This is a genomic window from Candidatus Latescibacterota bacterium (assembly GCA_019038625.1).
In the GTDB taxonomy this organism is placed as follows: Bacteria; Krumholzibacteriota; Krumholzibacteriia; order Krumholzibacteriales; family Krumholzibacteriaceae; genus JAGLYV01.
The window spans coordinates 1-16,437 of sequence record JAHOYU010000047.1; the positions used below are offsets into that span (position 1 = coordinate 1).

General features: G+C 50.8%; 20 protein-coding genes. 14 read left to right on the forward strand and 6 right to left on the reverse strand.

The genetic code is table 11. The features are described from left to right. The 13 genes from KOO63_03305 to KOO63_03365 form a co-directional block, all read left to right on the forward strand. Positions 1–1,802: flagellar biosynthesis protein FlhA (locus tag KOO63_03305; protein ID MBU8920867.1), on the forward strand; the 1,802-nt coding region annotated here is incomplete at its 5' end. Beyond that, positions 1,762–3,018 (forward strand): hypothetical protein, encoded by a 1,257-nt coding sequence (locus tag KOO63_03310; GenBank protein ID MBU8920868.1) that lies wholly within the window; start codon positions 1,762–1,764, stop codon positions 3,016–3,018. The genes KOO63_03305 and KOO63_03310, both read left to right, overlap by 41 nt. Before the next feature lie 16 nt (positions 3,019–3,034). After that, on the forward strand, positions 3,035–3,268 hold the full coding sequence (locus KOO63_03315; GenBank protein MBU8920869.1) for a hypothetical protein: 234 nt from the start codon (positions 3,035–3,037) through the stop codon (positions 3,266–3,268). A 35-nt stretch (positions 3,269–3,303) separates the two neighbouring features. Then, the gene (locus KOO63_03320) at positions 3,304–3,477 is read left to right on the forward strand and encodes a hypothetical protein (protein MBU8920870.1); all 174 of its coding nucleotides are present in this window, start codon (positions 3,304–3,306) and stop codon (positions 3,475–3,477) included. A 59-nt stretch (positions 3,478–3,536) separates the two neighbouring features. Further along, the gene (locus KOO63_03325; GenBank protein MBU8920871.1) at positions 3,537–4,010 is read left to right on the forward strand and encodes a hypothetical protein; all 474 of its coding nucleotides are present in this window, start codon (positions 3,537–3,539) and stop codon (positions 4,008–4,010) included. Between the two features lie 40 nt (positions 4,011–4,050). Then, positions 4,051–4,911, forward strand: a complete 861-nt coding sequence (locus KOO63_03330) for an HDOD domain-containing protein (GenBank protein ID MBU8920872.1) — start codon at positions 4,051–4,053, stop codon at positions 4,909–4,911. A 15-nt stretch (positions 4,912–4,926) separates the two neighbouring features. Beyond that, positions 4,927–5,853: an HDOD domain-containing protein gene (locus KOO63_03335; protein ID MBU8920873.1), complete on the forward strand. Its 927-nt coding sequence runs from the start codon at positions 4,927–4,929 to the stop codon at positions 5,851–5,853. Positions 5,854–6,036: 183 nt separating this feature from the next. After that, a complete protein-coding gene (locus tag KOO63_03340; GenBank protein ID MBU8920874.1) occupies positions 6,037–6,864 on the forward strand; it encodes an SAM-dependent chlorinase/fluorinase in 828 nt (275 codons plus the stop codon). Between the two features lie 73 nt (positions 6,865–6,937). Continuing rightward, positions 6,938–7,735, forward strand: a complete 798-nt coding sequence (locus tag KOO63_03345; GenBank protein MBU8920875.1) for a DUF4097 family beta strand repeat protein — start codon at positions 6,938–6,940, stop codon at positions 7,733–7,735. A gap of 129 nt (positions 7,736–7,864) precedes the next feature. Then, positions 7,865–8,443: an RNA polymerase sigma factor gene (locus KOO63_03350; GenBank protein MBU8920876.1), complete on the forward strand. Its 579-nt coding sequence runs from the start codon at positions 7,865–7,867 to the stop codon at positions 8,441–8,443. Continuing rightward, positions 8,440–8,874 carry a zf-HC2 domain-containing protein gene (locus KOO63_03355; GenBank protein MBU8920877.1) on the forward strand — a complete coding sequence of 145 codons (435 nt, stop codon included), beginning with the start codon at positions 8,440–8,442 and terminating at the stop codon, positions 8,872–8,874. Before KOO63_03350 ends, KOO63_03355 begins: the two co-directional genes overlap by 4 nt. Positions 8,875–8,914: 40 nt before the next feature. Then, positions 8,915–9,235, forward strand: coding sequence for a YbjQ family protein (locus KOO63_03360; GenBank protein MBU8920878.1), 321 nt, complete (start codon positions 8,915–8,917; stop codon positions 9,233–9,235). Then, positions 9,232–10,077 carry an MBL fold metallo-hydrolase gene (locus tag KOO63_03365; GenBank protein MBU8920879.1) on the forward strand — a complete coding sequence of 282 codons (846 nt, stop codon included), beginning with the start codon at positions 9,232–9,234 and terminating at the stop codon, positions 10,075–10,077. The genes KOO63_03360 and KOO63_03365 overlap by 4 nt, the downstream gene beginning before the upstream one ends. A gap of 6 nt (positions 10,078–10,083) precedes the next feature. Here KOO63_03365 and KOO63_03370 read toward each other — a convergent pair whose 3' ends face one another. The 6 genes from KOO63_03370 to KOO63_03395 form a co-directional block, all read right to left on the reverse strand. Continuing rightward, complete coding sequence (locus KOO63_03370) at positions 10,084–11,403, reverse strand: ArsB/NhaD family transporter (protein MBU8920880.1); 1,320 nt, start codon at positions 11,401–11,403, stop codon at positions 10,084–10,086. Then, on the reverse strand, positions 11,400–11,855 hold the full coding sequence (locus KOO63_03375) for a CBS domain-containing protein (protein MBU8920881.1): 456 nt from the start codon (positions 11,853–11,855) through the stop codon (positions 11,400–11,402). Before KOO63_03375 ends, KOO63_03370 begins: the two co-directional genes overlap by 4 nt. A 29-nt stretch (positions 11,856–11,884) precedes the next feature. Further along, entirely contained in the window at positions 11,885–12,349 is a 465-nt protein-coding gene (locus KOO63_03380) for a PTS sugar transporter subunit IIA (GenBank protein ID MBU8920882.1), read from the reverse strand. Between the two features lie 65 nt (positions 12,350–12,414). Further along, positions 12,415–13,101: a hypothetical protein gene (locus tag KOO63_03385; protein ID MBU8920883.1), complete on the reverse strand. Its 687-nt coding sequence runs from the start codon at positions 13,099–13,101 to the stop codon at positions 12,415–12,417. Positions 13,102–13,103: 2 nt separating this feature from the next. Then, positions 13,104–14,261: a pyridoxal phosphate-dependent aminotransferase gene (locus KOO63_03390; GenBank protein MBU8920884.1), complete on the reverse strand. Its 1,158-nt coding sequence runs from the start codon at positions 14,259–14,261 to the stop codon at positions 13,104–13,106. Between the two features lie 72 nt (positions 14,262–14,333). Then, complete coding sequence (locus KOO63_03395; GenBank protein ID MBU8920885.1) at positions 14,334–15,104, reverse strand: polyphenol oxidase family protein; 771 nt, start codon at positions 15,102–15,104, stop codon at positions 14,334–14,336. Between the two features lie 84 nt (positions 15,105–15,188). Here KOO63_03395 and KOO63_03400 point away from each other — a divergent pair, with 84 nt between their 5' ends. Next, positions 15,189–16,364, forward strand: coding sequence for a threonine synthase (locus KOO63_03400; protein MBU8920886.1), 1,176 nt, complete (start codon positions 15,189–15,191; stop codon positions 16,362–16,364). The last annotated feature ends 73 nt before the right edge of the window (positions 16,365–16,437 follow it).

Genomic DNA, 16,437 nt, shown 5'->3' on the forward strand with positions numbered 1-16,437 from the left:
AAGTGATATCCTACTTATGCAACTTCGTTGTGCAGGGTAATTATGTGATCGGTCTGGTGATATTTCTGATCATCATCGTGATCCAGTTCATTGTGATCACCAAGGGCGCCGGCAGGATCGCTGAGGTGGCTGCGAGATTCACTCTTGACGCCATGCCGGGGAAGCAGATGAGCATCGACGCGGATCTCAATTCGGGGCTGATCAACGAAGACGAAGCCAGGGATCGAAGAGACAAGATCTCCAGGGAAGCAGATTTTTACGGCGCGATGGACGGTTCGAGCAAGTTTGTGCGGGGAGACGCTATCGCCGGTATCATCATCACCCTGATCAATATTATCGGTGGGTTGATCATAGGTATAGCTCAACGCAAGCTGAGCCTGGGAGATGCTGCGATGACATATACGATGTTGACGGTGGGAGATGGCCTCGTGACCCAGATTCCCGCGCTTATTGTTTCCACCGGAGCCGGCATGATCGTTACCAGGGCAGCCAGCAAGAGGGATTTCGGGGAGGATATCTCCAACCAGGTATTCAGTTATCCCAGGGTCATGATGATCGTATCGATAACGCTTCTTGGCATGGGAATGGTCCCGGGACTTCCCAAATTACCATTTCTTCTGCTTGGCAGCCTGTTTTTTGTGATCTTCATTACCATGCGTCGCCGCGCCGCCGCAAAGGCGAAAGAAGTGGTCGAGGAGCCTGTGGTCGAGGATGATGTGGATCCTGTCGAACAGGACAACCTCTACTATGTGGACAGGCTGGAGATCGAGATAGGATATGGTCTTATTCCCCTCGTAAACGAGGATATGGGCGGGGATTTCCTGAAGCGAGTCACGAATATCAGAAAACAGGCTGCGGTCGATCTTGGATTGCATGTCTCCCCGATAAGGATCAGGGACAATCTTCAGCTCAAGCAGAACCAGTACAGGATCAAACTGAAGGGCGTCGATATTGCCGATGGCATAATTCAGATTGAAAGGTGTCTCGCAATCCGGTCGGGTCCGCTCGATGGGAGTATCGAAGGTATAGAGACCAGGGAGCCTGCGTTCAATATGCCTGCTCTCTGGATAAGGAAAGAGGATGTCGACAAGGCGGAGGTCAACGGATATACCGTCGTAGAGCCCAGCGCTGTGATAGCGACACATCTGAACGAGATAATACACAAGTATGCTGATGAAATAATGACACGTCAGGATGTGAGGGACCTGGTCGAAAAGGTCAGGACCTATGCTCCGGCGGTCGTGGAAGACCTGTTCCCGGACCAGTTGACATACGCTTTTCTCCAGCAGGTCCTCTCCAACCTGCTGAGGGAAAGAGTCTCGATCAAGGATATGATCACCATACTGGAATCGATCGCCTACTACCTGCCGCAGACCAGGGATATCGATTATATATCGGAGCGGATAAGAGAAGCCCTGGGACGTTCGATCATCAGTAACTATCTGGACGGAGAGGGTGCTCTTCCAGTCGTAGTGATTCATCCGGAAGTAGAAGAAATCATGGGCAGGGCCGTCGAGGCCTCGTCCGAGTCAAGGATACTCAGTCTCGATCCCGGGTTTACAAAGAGCGTGCTCTCTTCAGTCCGTGAGGAAGTCGATCGTGTAAGCGCTATGGGACTCCAGCCGGTCATCCTCTGTTCGTCGATGATCCGGCTTGCTTTTCACAGGTTCATCGAACCGACGTTTCCCTTCCTCGTGACGCTGTCGTATGCGGAAATATCGAGGGATGTCAACGTAAGATCCGTAGGGATGGTGAAGATCAATGAAACAGAAAGAATGCAGGGTAGTGGACAGGTCGCCTGAAGCGGCTATGAAGAAGGCGATTGAAAGATTCGGGGAAGATGCTCTTATTCTGGAGACCAGAGAAGTCAGAAGAAAAAAAGAGCATGGCCTCGGATTTGAGACTATGTACGAGTTGATAATTGAGGGTGACGATACCGGACAAGCCGGAGTACGAACTTCCGTGGAGACCCTGAACCACACCGGCAGTCTGTCGAGTCCTGTCAGTTCGAAGCCAGACGGTATCGAATCACTCGAAAGACAGATTGAGAGGATGGGACGTCTCGACAAAACGATGATGATGCTCGAGGAGAGATTGTCGATGCTGGTTTCCGGTGATTCGACTTATCCTCTCCATACGGCACTCATCAATGGTGGGGCCTCGCGGGACACCGTGAGAATAATCGGCGAGTCGTTTATCAATACAGGCCGGAGATTCAGTGGTGACGGTGTGGATGCTGCCCTCGAACATCTCGGACAGCATCTCAAGGTAGCGGATGTGTCTACGTGGGATGAAATATCGGGTGTCCATATCTTTTATGGAGCAGGTGGAACGGGAAAGACCAGTCTCATTATCAAGCTGGCCGGAATGCTGACGGGTTCGGGAAGGAAAGTCACTATCATCAACCTTTTTCCGAGACATTCCGGAGAGGCTGAGCGATTGAAGGTCGTTTCCAATACTCTTGGAGTGGGTGCCATAGCTGTTTACAACCTCATGGAACTCAAGAACATAATCGATTCCAGGACAGGAAGCGATACTGTGCTGATCGATACTCCATGTGCTCACACGGTCAGAGAACTTGCCACGGACAGGTTCCAGTCCCTGATATCGAAGATGGATCCCATCACATCCCACTTCGTGTTTGATATGGGAGTATCGAATATCAGGATCAGGAAAGAGCTCGAGTTGTTCGAGGCTTTATCATGCGATTTTTGTATTTTGACGAAACTTGACCTCCAGGGTGACAGTGTAGCTTTCCTTGATCTTCTGGCGGAGAGACTCCTTTCGTTTTCCCTGATCAACGAAATGCCCGATCTGGACAGTGGGCTGAGTATAGCCACGAAAAGCAGGCTGTTGTCTCTGATCGAAAGTTGTGTGGATGCCGCCCGGGCGATCGAAAGAAGAAAAACTCTCAATAATGCGACTCAAATATCCGAAAACAATAATGAAGAGGACCGGGAATGGACCCGGGAGTCCCGGCAAGAGAATATTCCGGAGATGGAAACCATTGGCTCCTGACCAGGCTTGAAAGATAATGAAATCTTTTTTCAACATGATAGCTTTCGGCGCCACGTTGACAACGGGGATCGTAAGCGTCTTTCAGAATGTTCCTCTTATGGAATTCATCAAGAGGACCAGTGTGACATTTATCGTATTCTATTTTATGGGAGCTGCTCTTGCGGCCCTGTGGAATACGGCTGCCGTATATATGCCTTCATCTACCAAAAATGTCGTCAAGGAGAGTAGTGATGAGCAAGAGGATGGTTGACGTGATCGGCCTGGTCACAGCGGGAGAGTCAGGAGATGACTGAGAAGATACATCCGGCCGACAGCCTGTACCCGGCCCATCATACTGTCCCATCAAATAAAGAGGACAGGGAGAAAAAGAGAAAGAAAAAACGTGATGATGAAGGTGAGAAGAATAAAAAACACCTTCCTGATCCCGACGATGATCATCTTGTCGACAGGAGAGCCTGAGCAATGACTGCTCAAGATATGAGGGATTCTGCCGAAAACTGTCGAAACGGAGTGTGGTTATGGATTTTATAGAATCATTGTCTTTTACCTACGCGTTGATCATATCCGCAGGGGCAGCCTTTCTGATATCTATCTGGCCCGGATATCTGGTTTTCAGGAAGCGGAGGGCCGGCAGGAAGAAGGATAAGATAAGAACTGATTATACGCCTCAGCCAGCCGTCGTCAGCAGTTACATGTCGACCGCGGTGACAGTACCGGACGAGTTTCCTGAAATGGCTCAACGTATGGGGACTGTCCTGGACAGGATCGAATCATCCGTTGGGTCGTGCGTGGAGCTCTGTGGGAGACTTCTCGAACAGGAAGTATCTATTTCAATGGGGTCGGGGGGCAGGTCCGGACCCATACACGATCTCTCCGGGAGGATAAGGGAGATGATGGCTCAGGGCGATGACGAAGAAACAATAGCCGGTGTACTCAGTATTGACAGGGAGATGTTGAAGCTCTATCTGCATGCCGGGGGTAACAGAAACTGACCGTACCCGCCAGGTACGGTCCTGGAAGTTGCAGGACTATATGGTACAGAAAGTATCGATAGATAAACTGATAATGCTGACGGGAGATCTCCCGCCGATGCCATACGTGGCCAGACGGGTGATGGATGTAGTGAATGATTCATCCACCGACGCTCATATACTTCAGGAGATCATTTCCAAGGATCAGGGCCTTGCTGGCCAGATCATGAAAATTGCGAACTCTGCTCTCTACGCGTGCAGCCGAAGGATCGAGACCCTGACAGACGCGATCGTGATGCTCGGGTTCAACTCCATCAGGAGCCTTTCGATCATGGCCGCTACAAAGAATCTTTACGAATTCACAAGAAGAGGAAAGATCCTCGGGTTGAAGGACAAGTTGATGTGGGAGCATTCCGTCGCTGCGGCGATGACGGCGCGGATAGTCGCCCAGAAGGTACGGCCGGCTATGATCGAGAAGGCTTTTATGGGAGGGTTACTCCATGATATCGGCAAGCTCGTGATCCTTCAGAAGCTACCCGATGTCTTCGACAGTATAGTCGAGGAAGTATACAACACAGGCCGACATTTTGCCGAGGTAGAGATGGAATTACTCGAGTTCACCCATGCTGAGGTCGGAGCGATGTTGATGAAAAAGTGGAAACTGCCCGAGGAGTTCGAGAATGCTGTGCGTTATCATCATGAGGTGACGGCTGAGACGAATCTCGACAGCCAGCTGATATATTTCATCGATTTGGCCAACATGATATGCCATAAGCTGGGGCTTGGTTTTATCAAGGAACCCGGGCTGGAACTCTCATCCGAGATCTCGACCATGAGACTGGGTGTAGCGGAAGATGATCTGGAGAAGATGATCGAGATGACCAACAGTGCTCTGGATCAGGAATTGACCACCTTTATGTAGGGTTGGAGCTGCAGATTGACAACCAGTGTAAAAAACGGGATCACTACTGAAGAAGTAAGTGATTTACAAGCAAGCGAGGATGAGGATCTTCGCTTCGAAGAGATGATAACCAGGATTTCCGATCTGCCCACTCTTCCGAGTACTATGATGAAGATATGGACGATCCTGGAATCGCCGGATAGTTCATCCTCTGATATCGAAAAAGTGATAGCCCTGGATCAAACGCTTGCTGCCAAGGTCATCAGGCTCGCAAATTCTCCTTTTTATCACACTCCTTCAGAAATCGGGAGTGTCAAGAGCGCTATTGTGAACGTCGGATTCGATGCGGTCAGAAATCTTGTGATCGCTGTATCGGTCACGTCGATGCTTAAAAAACTCGATAGCACGAATAAATATTTCCCCCTCAAGGAGTTCTGGAGACATAGTGTGGGGACGGGAGTGGCCGCAAGGGAGTTCGCTGGAAAAGTGCAGGGCGTCGACAGGGAGCTGTGTTTCTGTGCAGGCATTCTCCACGATATCGGGAAATTTGCGATGAATCTCCTGTTGCCCGAGAAATACGCTGAAGTACTTTCGTTGGCTGCCAGGGCTGACCTGTTCATCAGAGAGGCGGAAGAACGTGTGACCGGCACCGATCACACGATGGTCGGGGAATTGTTTGCCAGGCACTGGTCATTTTCGAGACCCCTGACAAGGATAATAGGGGATCACCACAAGACGCCGGATGACATCGATGATGCGTTCCTTCTTGAAGTCGCTGTCATTCAACTCGCCGATGGAGTAGTGCGGGATATCGAATACGGTTTCCCCGGAGATTTTAAAAAGGGCGACGCTTCGAAGCGTCTCTTTGACCTGTTCGATATCGACGATCAATTTATCGAACAATTTCAGAATTCCATTTTTGAAAAAATAGAGATGGCGGGAGAGATCCTGAATCTGGTCTGAAGTCTCAGGCCGTACCGGGTCAGCCGCATGACAGGGGATACGCTGAAGTCCCTTATGTTTCGCAGATATCTCATTCACATACAATTTGACACGATCGGTTTCTCAATGTAGTCTTGGTCTGTAAACTTTTTCCCGCTTAGTCTCCGGGGTCTTTTCTGTGGATGATTCGAGGGTAGGTCGTTCATGAATCCTTCTTCTATTATAGTCCTTCTTACGGATTTCGGCAGTTCGAGCTGGTATATCGGCGTGATGAAAGGCGTTATTCTGTCTATTGCGCCCCAGGCGAGGATCGTGGACCTCTGCCATAACGTCTCGTCCCAGGACGTGCGTGAAGGATCTTTCATTCTTGGAAACAGTTACAGATATTTCCCTGTGGGTTCTGTTTTCGTATGTGTCATCGATCCCGGGGTGGGAGGGGAGAGGAAGAATCTCATTATAGAGACGGATAAACATTATTTCGTCGGCCCCGATAATGGAATATTTACTCCGGTTTTCGAGGACAACAGATCACTCCATGTTCATCAGGTCACCTCGGATGAATATACGCTGGCCGGGAAAGGCAGCACATTTCTCGGCCGGGACCTGTTCGCGCCTGTAGCCGCCCACATCTCGCTTGGAGTGGATCCGTCATCCATAGGTCCCGGGCTTTCGACCATCACCACCATGCCTCGATCCGAACCTGTCATAAAGGATGGTTTAGAGATAAGAGGCAGGATAGCCTATATAGATTCGTTTGGAAATATCATCACCGATATCAGCAGGGAAGCCCTTGATTCGGTCTTTGCCGATTCCACTGGAGCCAGGTTGAAAGTAGTCATTGGCGGGAGGACCGTCGAAGGGATAAAGGAATATTACGGTCAGGAGGTTTCCGGAAGATTGATGGCGGTAATCAATAGTTGGGGTTATCTCGAACTTGCTGTCAATATGGGAAGCGCGTGGGAATATCTCGGATTGAGAGAAAAAAGATCCGTTTCGATAGTTGTGACTCGCCGTGGGAATGGAAATCCGTGAAACAAACAGATGCCAGGATACGTTTATCAGATATGCGGTGTATTACTGGTTTTCGAACTCTGGGGGTACGGTCATGAACAGGTCGGCAATATTTCTGGGATTTATTCTCATTCTCGCGGTAATCGTTCCTCAACAGGTTTTCGCGTACAAGCTGGAAACAGAGTGGGAAAGATCTTTCGATATAGGCAAGGATCCCGAATTCATCCTGAAGAATGTAAACGGTCGAATCGAAGTCGAAGGCTGGGACAGGGACGAAATATGGGTGATGGCCGAGATAACGATCAGAGCGTCCAGCAGGACGAAGGCCGAAAGGATATTCAAGAAGATAGATTTCGAAGTGGATGCGGACCGGCATGAGGTCTTTGTAAGGGCGGACCTGCCGAAGATGAACTCTGGCAGTTTTTTCGGCTTGCTGGGTGGAAACAGGGAGTCGATCAATATCAGCTATCATGTAAAAGTTCCGTACCGGACTCACTTCGAACTGGAATCGGTCAACGGAAGGATCACCGTAGAAGATGTCGAGGGGATCTTCCTGGTCAAGACGGTAAATGGGGGAATCGATCTGGACCTGGAGGGAGGAGCGGGTGATATTTCGACCGTCAACGGGGGGATCGATTGTGATCTGAAGAGATTTCCTATCGGAGGCGAATTGAATGTAAAGACGGTTAACGGGAGTGTAGATCTGAATCTGCCGGACGATACGGGAGCTGTGCTGGATGCCCGTACAATGAACGGGAGAGTCAGACTCGATTTCAGACTCAAGGATGTGTCGTACAGAAAAAAGAGAAAGCTCAAAGGAGTGATCGGTGACGGTGATGGCTATATCAACGTGCGTACGACAAATGGAGGTATCGACATAGACCGTCTCTGAGACTTTGAAGGCATTGAGTAGAGATTTTTCTTTAATTCAGCGACAATTTAACGCTATATTTAAAACACCCTTTTCAGGGTGTTTTATTTTGAATAAATCGGGATTCTTGAATGTATCAGGGGTGAGACCATGTCGAATGTTTCGACAGACATAAAAAAAGAGACTCTACTGGCTTGGAAGAATGGTAGTTCCGATGCATTTGAGGAGATTGTGAATATTACTATGACTCGCGCGTATTCGGTCGCACTGAGCCTTGTCGGAAACGCGGAGGACGCAAAAGACCTTTCGCAGGAAGCCTTCATAGCCGCTCACAGGGCGAAGAAGAGTTTTGACGATGAAAGGCCGTTTTTCCCCTGGTTCTACAGGATCCTTCGTAACAGATGTCTGAACTTTATCCGAAGCAGGTCAAAGCGCGGAGAGATATCGATGGATGTGCTGATCGAGAAGGACAGTGGTATCGAATCGCCGGAAAGAGCGATGATCCGAAAAGAGGATTCCGAAGCGCTATGGAATGCTCTTTTCACACTTTCTCCGGAACATCGTGAAATAATAGTTTTGAGGAATTTTCAGGATCTGGCCTATCGGGAGATATCCGAAGTACTTGGTATCTCCCAGGGAACCGTGATGTCCAGACTCTTTTATGCCAGGAAGGCTCTCTATGATGTTTTAAAGGACCGTCTCCGCGTCGAAGGGGATGATGCGCGATGAGCTGTAACAGGATGGAATCCGATGGAATGCGTTATCTCGACCATGAGATGACGGCCGATGAGATAGCCGAATTCGAGAAACATCTGACTGAATGTGGCACCTGTCGCACGATGATGGAAGAAATGGGAAGGCTCGATGCCTTTACCGGCCGGATGAAGATCAAGGACCCGGTCGACTCTTTCATGGAAGGATACTGGAAGTCGATCTACAGGAGATTCGAGAGAAAGACAGCCTGGATCGTGATCATAGCAGGGGCGTCAGTCGCTGTGCTGTACTTATTAATAATGATGTTCAGAGAAATCGGAAAGCTCACGTTTGGGACTGGCGTCATGTTAGTTCTCCTGGCAGGGCTGATAACTCTGTTGATATCTGTGATAAGGGAAAGGTTTCACCAGAAGAAATCGGACAGATACAAGGATATAGTCCGTTAACACCCGCTGAATCCGAGCGGGGTATCCTGAGAGGTGTAATATGTTGATAGTGACTACGGATGAGATTGACGGTAAGAAGATAGTCAAGGTGATTGGCCTTGTTAAAGGGAACACGATCAGAGCCAGAAACATCGGGAAAGACATCATGGCGGCTCTCCGCAATATAGCGGGGGGTGAGATCGTCGAGTATACGAAGATGATCGCCGAATCACGGGAACAGGCCCTGGACAGACTCACTGAAGAGGCCGAGTCGTTTGGCGCTAACGCGGTACTGGCCACGAGGTTCACCACTTCCGCAATGATGGATGGAGCGGCTGAACTGCTTGTATACGGGACGGCAGTCGTAGTGGAGGATGAATGATCAAGCTGGGGGGATTCGAGCTGAGGGCGATTGAGGCTGGGAAGTTTCGTCTCGATGGGGGAGCGATGTTCGGTGTGGTCCCGAAGGTGCTCTGGCAGAAGACTGATCCTGCCGATGAGAACAATCGGATATCGATGCACATGAGGCTGCTGTACGGAGAATCGAATGGCAGGAGATTTGTCATAGACAGTGGCGCGGGGACGAAGCTGGGGGATAAGATGCTCAGCAACTATGAGATCGAAAGTCGGGGGCTCAGGGAGTCATTCCTTTCCGAAAGGATAGATCCGGATTCGGTCACCGACGCGATCGCCACGCATCTTCATTTCGATCATGCCGGGGGCTATACCTTCTACGGCGAGGATGAGAAGATAAGGCTGACTTTTCCCGGCGCAATCCATCATGTCCAGAAAAGACAGTGGGATGCCGCACTCGAGCCAAACGAGAAGGACAGGGCGAGCTTCTTTCTGGAAAACTTTGTCGGGATAGAAGAAGCGGGAATGCTTGACCTCGTAGAGGGTGAGAAGGTCATCTTTCCGGGAGTGAGAGTGGTTCCGACTGACGGGCATACACCCGGACACCAGGTCGTTCTGATCGAGACCTCCGATGGAACGGTGATGTACTGCGGTGACCTTATACCCTTAGCCTCACATGTCAATCTGCCATACATCATGGCCTACGACCATTTCCCTCTGTCGACACTGGCCGAGAAGAAGAGATTGCTGGCAAGGGCTGCTGATGAAGACTGGATCCTCTTTTTCGAACATGATCCGGTCATTTCCGGATGCAGAGTCAGAAGAAACGACAAGGGACGGTATGAGATCAGTGAGACTGTCGATTTCTAATCTGCCTCAAAGATATCTGACGACGATATATATTGCTGAGATTATCACTGACACGAGCATAAGCGGGAATCCATATCTGAAGTAGTTCCGGAAATTCAGCGGGCTCCTGGTCTTTTCGCTGAATCCGGCAATAACGACATTAGCCGAGGCTCCCACTATTGTTCCGTTCCCACCCAGGCATGCTCCAAGAGCGAGGCTCCACCACAGGGGCATTGATTGATTCATGAGATAGATGTGGTAGGCGGCCTCGTCCAGGCCTACCGTGTTCGGGTAGAGCGACATGCTGATCCTCGTCAGAAGCGGGATCATTGCTGCGACGAAAGGTATGTTGTCGAGAAACGCTGACGCGATCGCTGAGATGACCAGTATCGATAAACAGAGTACGGCGGGGTTATCGCTGAGAGACAGCACTCCGCTGGCCATCCACTCGAGGACTCCGACCTTGTCAAGTCCTCCCACCATGACAAAAAGACCCATGAAAAAGAAGATAGTCGTCCACTCGATCTCCTCAAGCCTTTTCTCGATATCGGTCCCACTCCATATCAGCAGGATCCCACCGCCGGCAAGGGCCACAGTCGCCGGTTTCAGGCCGAGGAAGTCATGGAGGATAAAGCCGACCATTGTCAGCCCGAGAACGATCAGGCTGCGTCGCAGAAGAGTATGATCCTTTATGACTTTTGTCTCATCCATCCCCTCGATCACTTTTTCCATATCGGAGAAATTGGTCTTGAGTTGTTTGCGAAATATTATTTTCAAAATAGCGAGGGTCACTACGAGGACGATAAGTGATACGGGTCCCAGATGGATGAGGAAATCCATGAAAGAATAATCTGTAGCGCTTCCTATCAGGATATTGGGGGGATCACCGATCAGCGTGGCTGTCCCTCCGATATTCGCGGCAAGGATCTCGGCGACGAGGAAGGGGAAAGGAGATATATCGAGCATCTCGGCGATCAGTATAGTGATCGGCGCAATGAGAAGGACTGTCGTGACATTGTCAAGCAGGGCGGAAGCTATTGCCGTAAAAAGTGAAAACCACAGTAGTATCTTCCATCCGTCTCCGCCTGTCTTTTTTGTGATCACGATCGCTATATAGGTGAATACGCCTGTTTCCTTGACCACGCTTATCAGAAGCATCATGCCTGTAAGCAGTCCCAGCGTATTGAAGTCGATCGCATCGAAGGCCTCCGACTGGGGCAGTATATGTAGAAGGACTATCAGCACTCCTCCCATGAGGGCGATCTTTGTCCTGTGTATCTTTTCTGAAATGATAAGGATATAAGCGAGTATGAAAACGAGGAGCGCTGTGATCGTGTGAGCTGTCAATCTTGACCTTCCATATCGTATATCGCCCGGCAGATCTCAGTCTGGCCTATCATTCCTGCGAGGCGTCCCTCATCGACTACCGGGATCCTCGGGATGCCCTGCCTGTGAAGGATCGCTCCAGCTTTCAGGACGCTGTCGTTTATCTCCATGACCTTGACGTCTTCCTGCATCAGGTCCTCTGCAACGAAGAGACTCTCTTCCAGGGAGAAGGAATTATTCTCCAGCGCGCCGAAATTCTGGATGAAGTCGATGTCGCGGACCAGGTCGAGATATTCGGGAAGGAAGATGAGGATAAAATCGTCTATCGTGATGATTCCTCTTAGCTTGCCATCCTCATCGACAACGGGAAGGACCGGTTCCCGGGATTCGAAGAATAGTTTGGCCACCTCGCGCATGGGCGTCTCGGGGCGCACAGCCCTGAAATCCTTTTTCATGTATTTTCCGATTTTCAAAGTGCCCTCCAGACGGAACGGCTCCACCTCTACAGAAATTTTTCCTCGGCTTTTGATATCAATTCCATGAATTCCTTTTCACTTCTGCATTCGAGCAGAGAGTTCCGGACTTCCTCATGTTTTATCAGGCGGGATATCCCGGCAAGCGCTTTGATATGGGGACCCGATACATCGCGTGGCGATACAAGGATGAAAAAGAGGTTGGCGTCTTCTCCGTCGATCGACTCAAAATCGATTCCCTTACGTGACAGCCCAAAAGCGGTAAACAACTTTCCGACTGCCGGTGTCTTGGCATGAGGTACGGCGAGTCCCACTCCGATGCCGGTACTCTGCTTCTTTTCTCTCTCCCTGATCGCGTCGAGGATCGTATCCTTTTCCTTGAGCTTGTACGCGTCGCAGAGAAGGTCGACCATCTCGGCAAGGGCCTCCTGTTTGTCGGCGGCCTTCATATCGAGCAGGACAGCCGATTTTCTGATTTGTTTTGATATCCTCATGTGTCAGCACCATCCTTTTCATCGAGGACGGTAAGTTAAGGTATTTACAACTCTGTGTCAACACTCTACCAGATGCGTATCCCAGCAGTGAGGTAATAGTACATCCCACTGAAATCCATGACCACATCCTCATCACTATTGCTGAAGATCGCCGGATCGCCGAATTTGTCTTCGAAACCGTCGACTTTGAGGTGCCGGTATCCGAGCATGAACCCGATTTCTACCGGACGAAGGAAACTTGCGTTCACCTCTGCGAATATATCCCAGCCATACGAATTTTTCTTGTACTCATCGAGCCTGCTATCCTCCGTCAGTTCGTTTGTCTCGAACGTCGTCTTGGAGAATGAACCCCGGCCACCCATGTTGATGTCGAGCAGTTCGGGGAATCTGAAGATGTTTACAGCTCCTCCAAGCACCAGAACGTTAGCCGGCGATTTGTAGATCAGGTTGAAATCTCCGGCGTCCATAGTGGTATCCATCCAGTAATGCTCATATCCGATAATGGCCGCAAACTTGTCGAAGAACCAGACCCTGCCTTCGAGGTATACCTGGAAGCCATTATCCACCGATGTGAGATCGCCGTCATAAAACTGACGCAACTGTCCCATCTGGTCGTCGAGCTCGCCCATCGAGTAATAAGCTGATCCTATTCCGGCCTTGGCCGAGAAGCCTATCGGGGAAGAGTCGGCGAGGGCCTCTGCCGGAACCGCGAACGATATGGCAATGATCAGAAGTGTGAAAAATAATCTCATCCTTACTCTCCTTTGTTAATTGTCCCACTAATATATTCTCCAAGACGTCTGATGCCTTCCCTGATATTATCGAGCGAATTCGCGTATGAGATCCGCAGGTGTCCCTCTCCGCGTTCGCCGAAATCTATTCCGGGGGTGAGTGCTACTCCCACCTTGTCGAGGATATCGAAAGCCAGCTTGTAGGAGTCCCTGCCCAGGTGGGAAGCGTTGACGAAGATATAGAATGCGCCCCTGGGTTCGATAGTGTATTCGAGTCCGAGGCCGGGCAGCGCTTCAAGGAGGTAGCGTCTCCTTTCGTCGTACATCTTGACCATAGCCGGAATCTCCGGATGGGTACCTCTCAATGCTTCGATACCGGCTGCCTGCACGAAAGAACCCGGGGATATAAAGAAGTTCTGCTGAAGTATCTGCAGTGAACGAAGGGCCTTTTCAGGAACTATCATGTATCCGAGGCGCCAGCCCGTCATCGCGAACAGCTTTGAAAAACCGTTCAGTACATAGCTGTCGGGCGAAAACTCAAGAGCGGAACGTTCCTTCTCTCCATAGACCAGACCATGATATATCTCATCGCTTATCACAGGGGGGCCGATGCCGCAGATCGATTCGAATTCCGCCGCGCCGATAAGTGTTCCTGTCGGATTGGCGGGTGAATTGACCATGATCCCTTTTGTCCTGGCACAGACCACTTTTTCAACATCTTCAGCGCGAAGTTGAAAACCATCTTCTTCCCGGGTGGTGACAAATCTCGGCACTCCTCCAAGATACCTGATGAAGTTGGGATAGCACGGATAACAGGGATCGCCCAGGATGATCTCGTCACCCGGATGTTCGATGAATGTAGACATGACAAGCAGGAGTGCGGGAGAGACGCCCATGGTCACGAGTACCTGTCCGGGTGATATATCTATGTCGTAGCCGTTTCCGTAATATGTTGCGATCGCCTCTCTCAATTCGAGGATCCCGCGGCTGTCAGTGTAATGAGTGTCTCCGGCATGGAGTGAGGATTCGGCTGCTCTGATGATTCCGGGAGGGGTCGGGAAATCCGGTTCGCCGATCTCCATATGAATAATGGACCGGCCTTCTTTTTCGAGTTCGATAGCCCTCTCCAGGACTTCCATCACCATGAATGGTCTGATCTCACCGTTTTCTATCTTTTCCATCCCGCCCTTTCCCCTTAATGGCCACTATTCGAGAATAATCAGTGGCTGCTCACAAGTCAATGCCCGTCCTGATCATCCATGATCACGTATCATAGCTATCGTCCAGTGCCGTCCCGTAATCCCGCCATCACGCCTGTATGAATAACATCGTTCGCTGTCGCAGCAGGTACAGACGTTCGAATGTATTATTGACTGTTTCCTTATCCCCGCGCCAGAGAGTTCCATCTCAAGGAAGGCTCGGAGATCGAGGTGCGGGGAGCCTTCGATAGATCTCACCGTTTCCTCGGGAAAGTCGCGGGCGATAGCTTCATCCACCTTGTAACATCTGCCACAGATACCCGGACCGGTCAATGCGACAGCGGCAGCCGGGTCAACTCCAAAACGGTCGGTCAGGATCTCGAAAGCCGATCCGATTATTCCTTTTCTTGCGCCTTCGCGTCCGGCATGGAGGGCCGCGAGTACTCTTTCTGGTGGTGAATAGATGATTATCGGGAAACAGTCTGCCGTATTGATCCCGAGTGCCACATCCGGCGATGTCGTTATCAGGCCGTCTGTGCGGGGAAAGAATCCACCATCGCTGGTAATGGCGATTTTGTCGCTATGGATCTGCCCACAGAGCGCGATTTTTTCCGGGGCGATGCCGCAGTGATCCAGGAAGGCCTTTCTATTCGACAGGACGGCCTTTTCGTCATCACCAGTTCCCGATCCCAGATTCAGGGCGTCAAAAGGCGGATCGCTCGATCCACCGATGCGCGACGCGAACCGGACCATCAGTTCGGGAGCCATGATCTCGACAGCGGGAAACCCGCCTGTCACTATCCTGTTTTGTCTTTGCCAGTACATAACGGATTATCAGTTCAGTTGACATTACGACGCAGGTGCAGGATAACTTATATCAGGTTCGATTTGAAAACAATTCGGAGGTCGATGTTGAGATTTTTCGAAGGATACAGATGTGGAAATTGCGAGAGGGATATACCAGGTAATTCTATAGCGGGCGAATGTCCATCCTGCCATGGCCCGTTACTCGGCAGGTATGACCTGCCGCTGATCGCATCGAGTATCACAAGGGATGAGTTTTATGCCTGCGGTCCGGGAATATGGAGGTTCAGGCCGCTTCTTCCACCATTCACAAGGGAATTGTCGCTCGGTGAGGGAAATACGCCGTTACTTCGGGTGGAACGACTCGAGAAGGAGACAGGCATTGAGAGTCTCTTTATCAAGGATGAATCGGCGAACCCGACAGGATCGTTCAAGGCCCGGGGGATGGCCGCCGCAGTCACCAGGGTCCTCGATCTAGGGGCGAAGGCAGCCTGTGTGCCGTCCGCAGGCAATGCGGGGCTTGCCCTTTCAGCTTACGGTGCGTGTGCCGGGATCGCGACGAAGATATATATCCCTTCTGTCACTCCTGACGGAGTCGCTGAAGAATGCAGGGCATACGGGGCAGAAGTCGTCATTGTCGAGGGGATATTGCCTGATGCGGCGAAGAAGATGGAAGAAGATCTCGAAGGTTCAGACGGGATCGTCCTGAGTACTTTCAGGGAACCATGCAGGGTCGAGGGAAAGAAGACGATAGCCTATGAACTGGAAGCGCAGCTGGGTCATAAAAGTCCCGACTGGATAATCTTCCCTACAGGTGGAGGAACGGGTATCGTCGCTATCTGGAAAGCCTACCGGGAACTGGAACAGCTGGGTTGGCTCAAAGGCAAGAGGCCCGCGATGGTCGTCGTGCAGTCGAGCGGATGCGCCCCTGTAGTGAAAGCCTTCGAGAACGGGGAAGATATAGTGAAGCCATGGGGTTCTCCCGAGACTATAGCCGCAGGTATAAGGGTGCCGGGTTCGAGGGCGGACAGGCAGATATTGGAAGCCCTGCGGGATACTGCTGGGGTGGCGGTGGCGGTCGAGGATCAGGAGATTATGCGGGCGGCAGGGGAGATGACCACATTGACCGGCCTGTTCCCCTCTCCGGAGGGAGCAGCCACCCTGGCAGGGCTCCGTTCTCTGATTCGAAGCGGGACTATCGATCGTTCCGAGAGTGTAGTGCTTGTAAATACTGCAGGATGGTCGAGATACCGGTTCATGATTGACCCATTCAGGGAATAAAAAAGGGAGGACTTGAGTCCCCCCTTTATCTCATTATCGTCTTCGGAATCAGTACCATCTGCGCGAACCCTGA

What these genes read in the sequence shown, in the direction of transcription:
- KOO63_03310 (MBU8920868.1), top strand. Translation starts at nt 1,762, where the DNA reads ATGAAACAGAAAGAATGCAGGGTAGTGGACAGGTCGCCTGAAGCGGCT.
- KOO63_03315 (MBU8920869.1), top strand. Translation starts at nt 3,035, where the DNA reads ATGAAATCTTTTTTCAACATGATAGCTTTCGGCGCCACGTTGACAACG.
- KOO63_03320 (MBU8920870.1), top strand. Translation starts at nt 3,304, where the DNA reads ATGACTGAGAAGATACATCCGGCCGACAGCCTGTACCCGGCCCATCAT.
- KOO63_03325 (MBU8920871.1), top strand. Translation starts at nt 3,537, where the DNA reads ATGGATTTTATAGAATCATTGTCTTTTACCTACGCGTTGATCATATCC.
- KOO63_03330 (MBU8920872.1), top strand. Translation starts at nt 4,051, where the DNA reads ATGGTACAGAAAGTATCGATAGATAAACTGATAATGCTGACGGGAGAT.
- KOO63_03340 (MBU8920874.1), top strand. Translation starts at nt 6,037, where the DNA reads ATGAATCCTTCTTCTATTATAGTCCTTCTTACGGATTTCGGCAGTTCG.
- KOO63_03345 (MBU8920875.1), top strand. Translation starts at nt 6,938, where the DNA reads ATGAACAGGTCGGCAATATTTCTGGGATTTATTCTCATTCTCGCGGTA.
- KOO63_03350 (MBU8920876.1), top strand. Translation starts at nt 7,865, where the DNA reads ATGTCGAATGTTTCGACAGACATAAAAAAAGAGACTCTACTGGCTTGG.
- KOO63_03355 (MBU8920877.1), top strand. Translation starts at nt 8,440, where the DNA reads ATGAGCTGTAACAGGATGGAATCCGATGGAATGCGTTATCTCGACCAT.
- KOO63_03360 (MBU8920878.1), top strand. Translation starts at nt 8,915, where the DNA reads ATGTTGATAGTGACTACGGATGAGATTGACGGTAAGAAGATAGTCAAG.
- KOO63_03365 (MBU8920879.1), top strand. Translation starts at nt 9,232, where the DNA reads ATGATCAAGCTGGGGGGATTCGAGCTGAGGGCGATTGAGGCTGGGAAG.
- KOO63_03380 (MBU8920882.1), bottom strand. Translation starts at nt 12,349, where the DNA reads ATGAGGATATCAAAACAAATCAGAAAATCGGCTGTCCTGCTCGATATG.
- KOO63_03385 (MBU8920883.1), bottom strand. Translation starts at nt 13,101, where the DNA reads ATGAGATTATTTTTCACACTTCTGATCATTGCCATATCGTTCGCGGTT.
- KOO63_03390 (MBU8920884.1), bottom strand. Translation starts at nt 14,261, where the DNA reads ATGGAAAAGATAGAAAACGGTGAGATCAGACCATTCATGGTGATGGAA.
- KOO63_03395 (MBU8920885.1), bottom strand. Translation starts at nt 15,104, where the DNA reads ATGTACTGGCAAAGACAAAACAGGATAGTGACAGGCGGGTTTCCCGCT.
- KOO63_03400 (MBU8920886.1), top strand. Translation starts at nt 15,189, where the DNA reads ATGTTGAGATTTTTCGAAGGATACAGATGTGGAAATTGCGAGAGGGAT.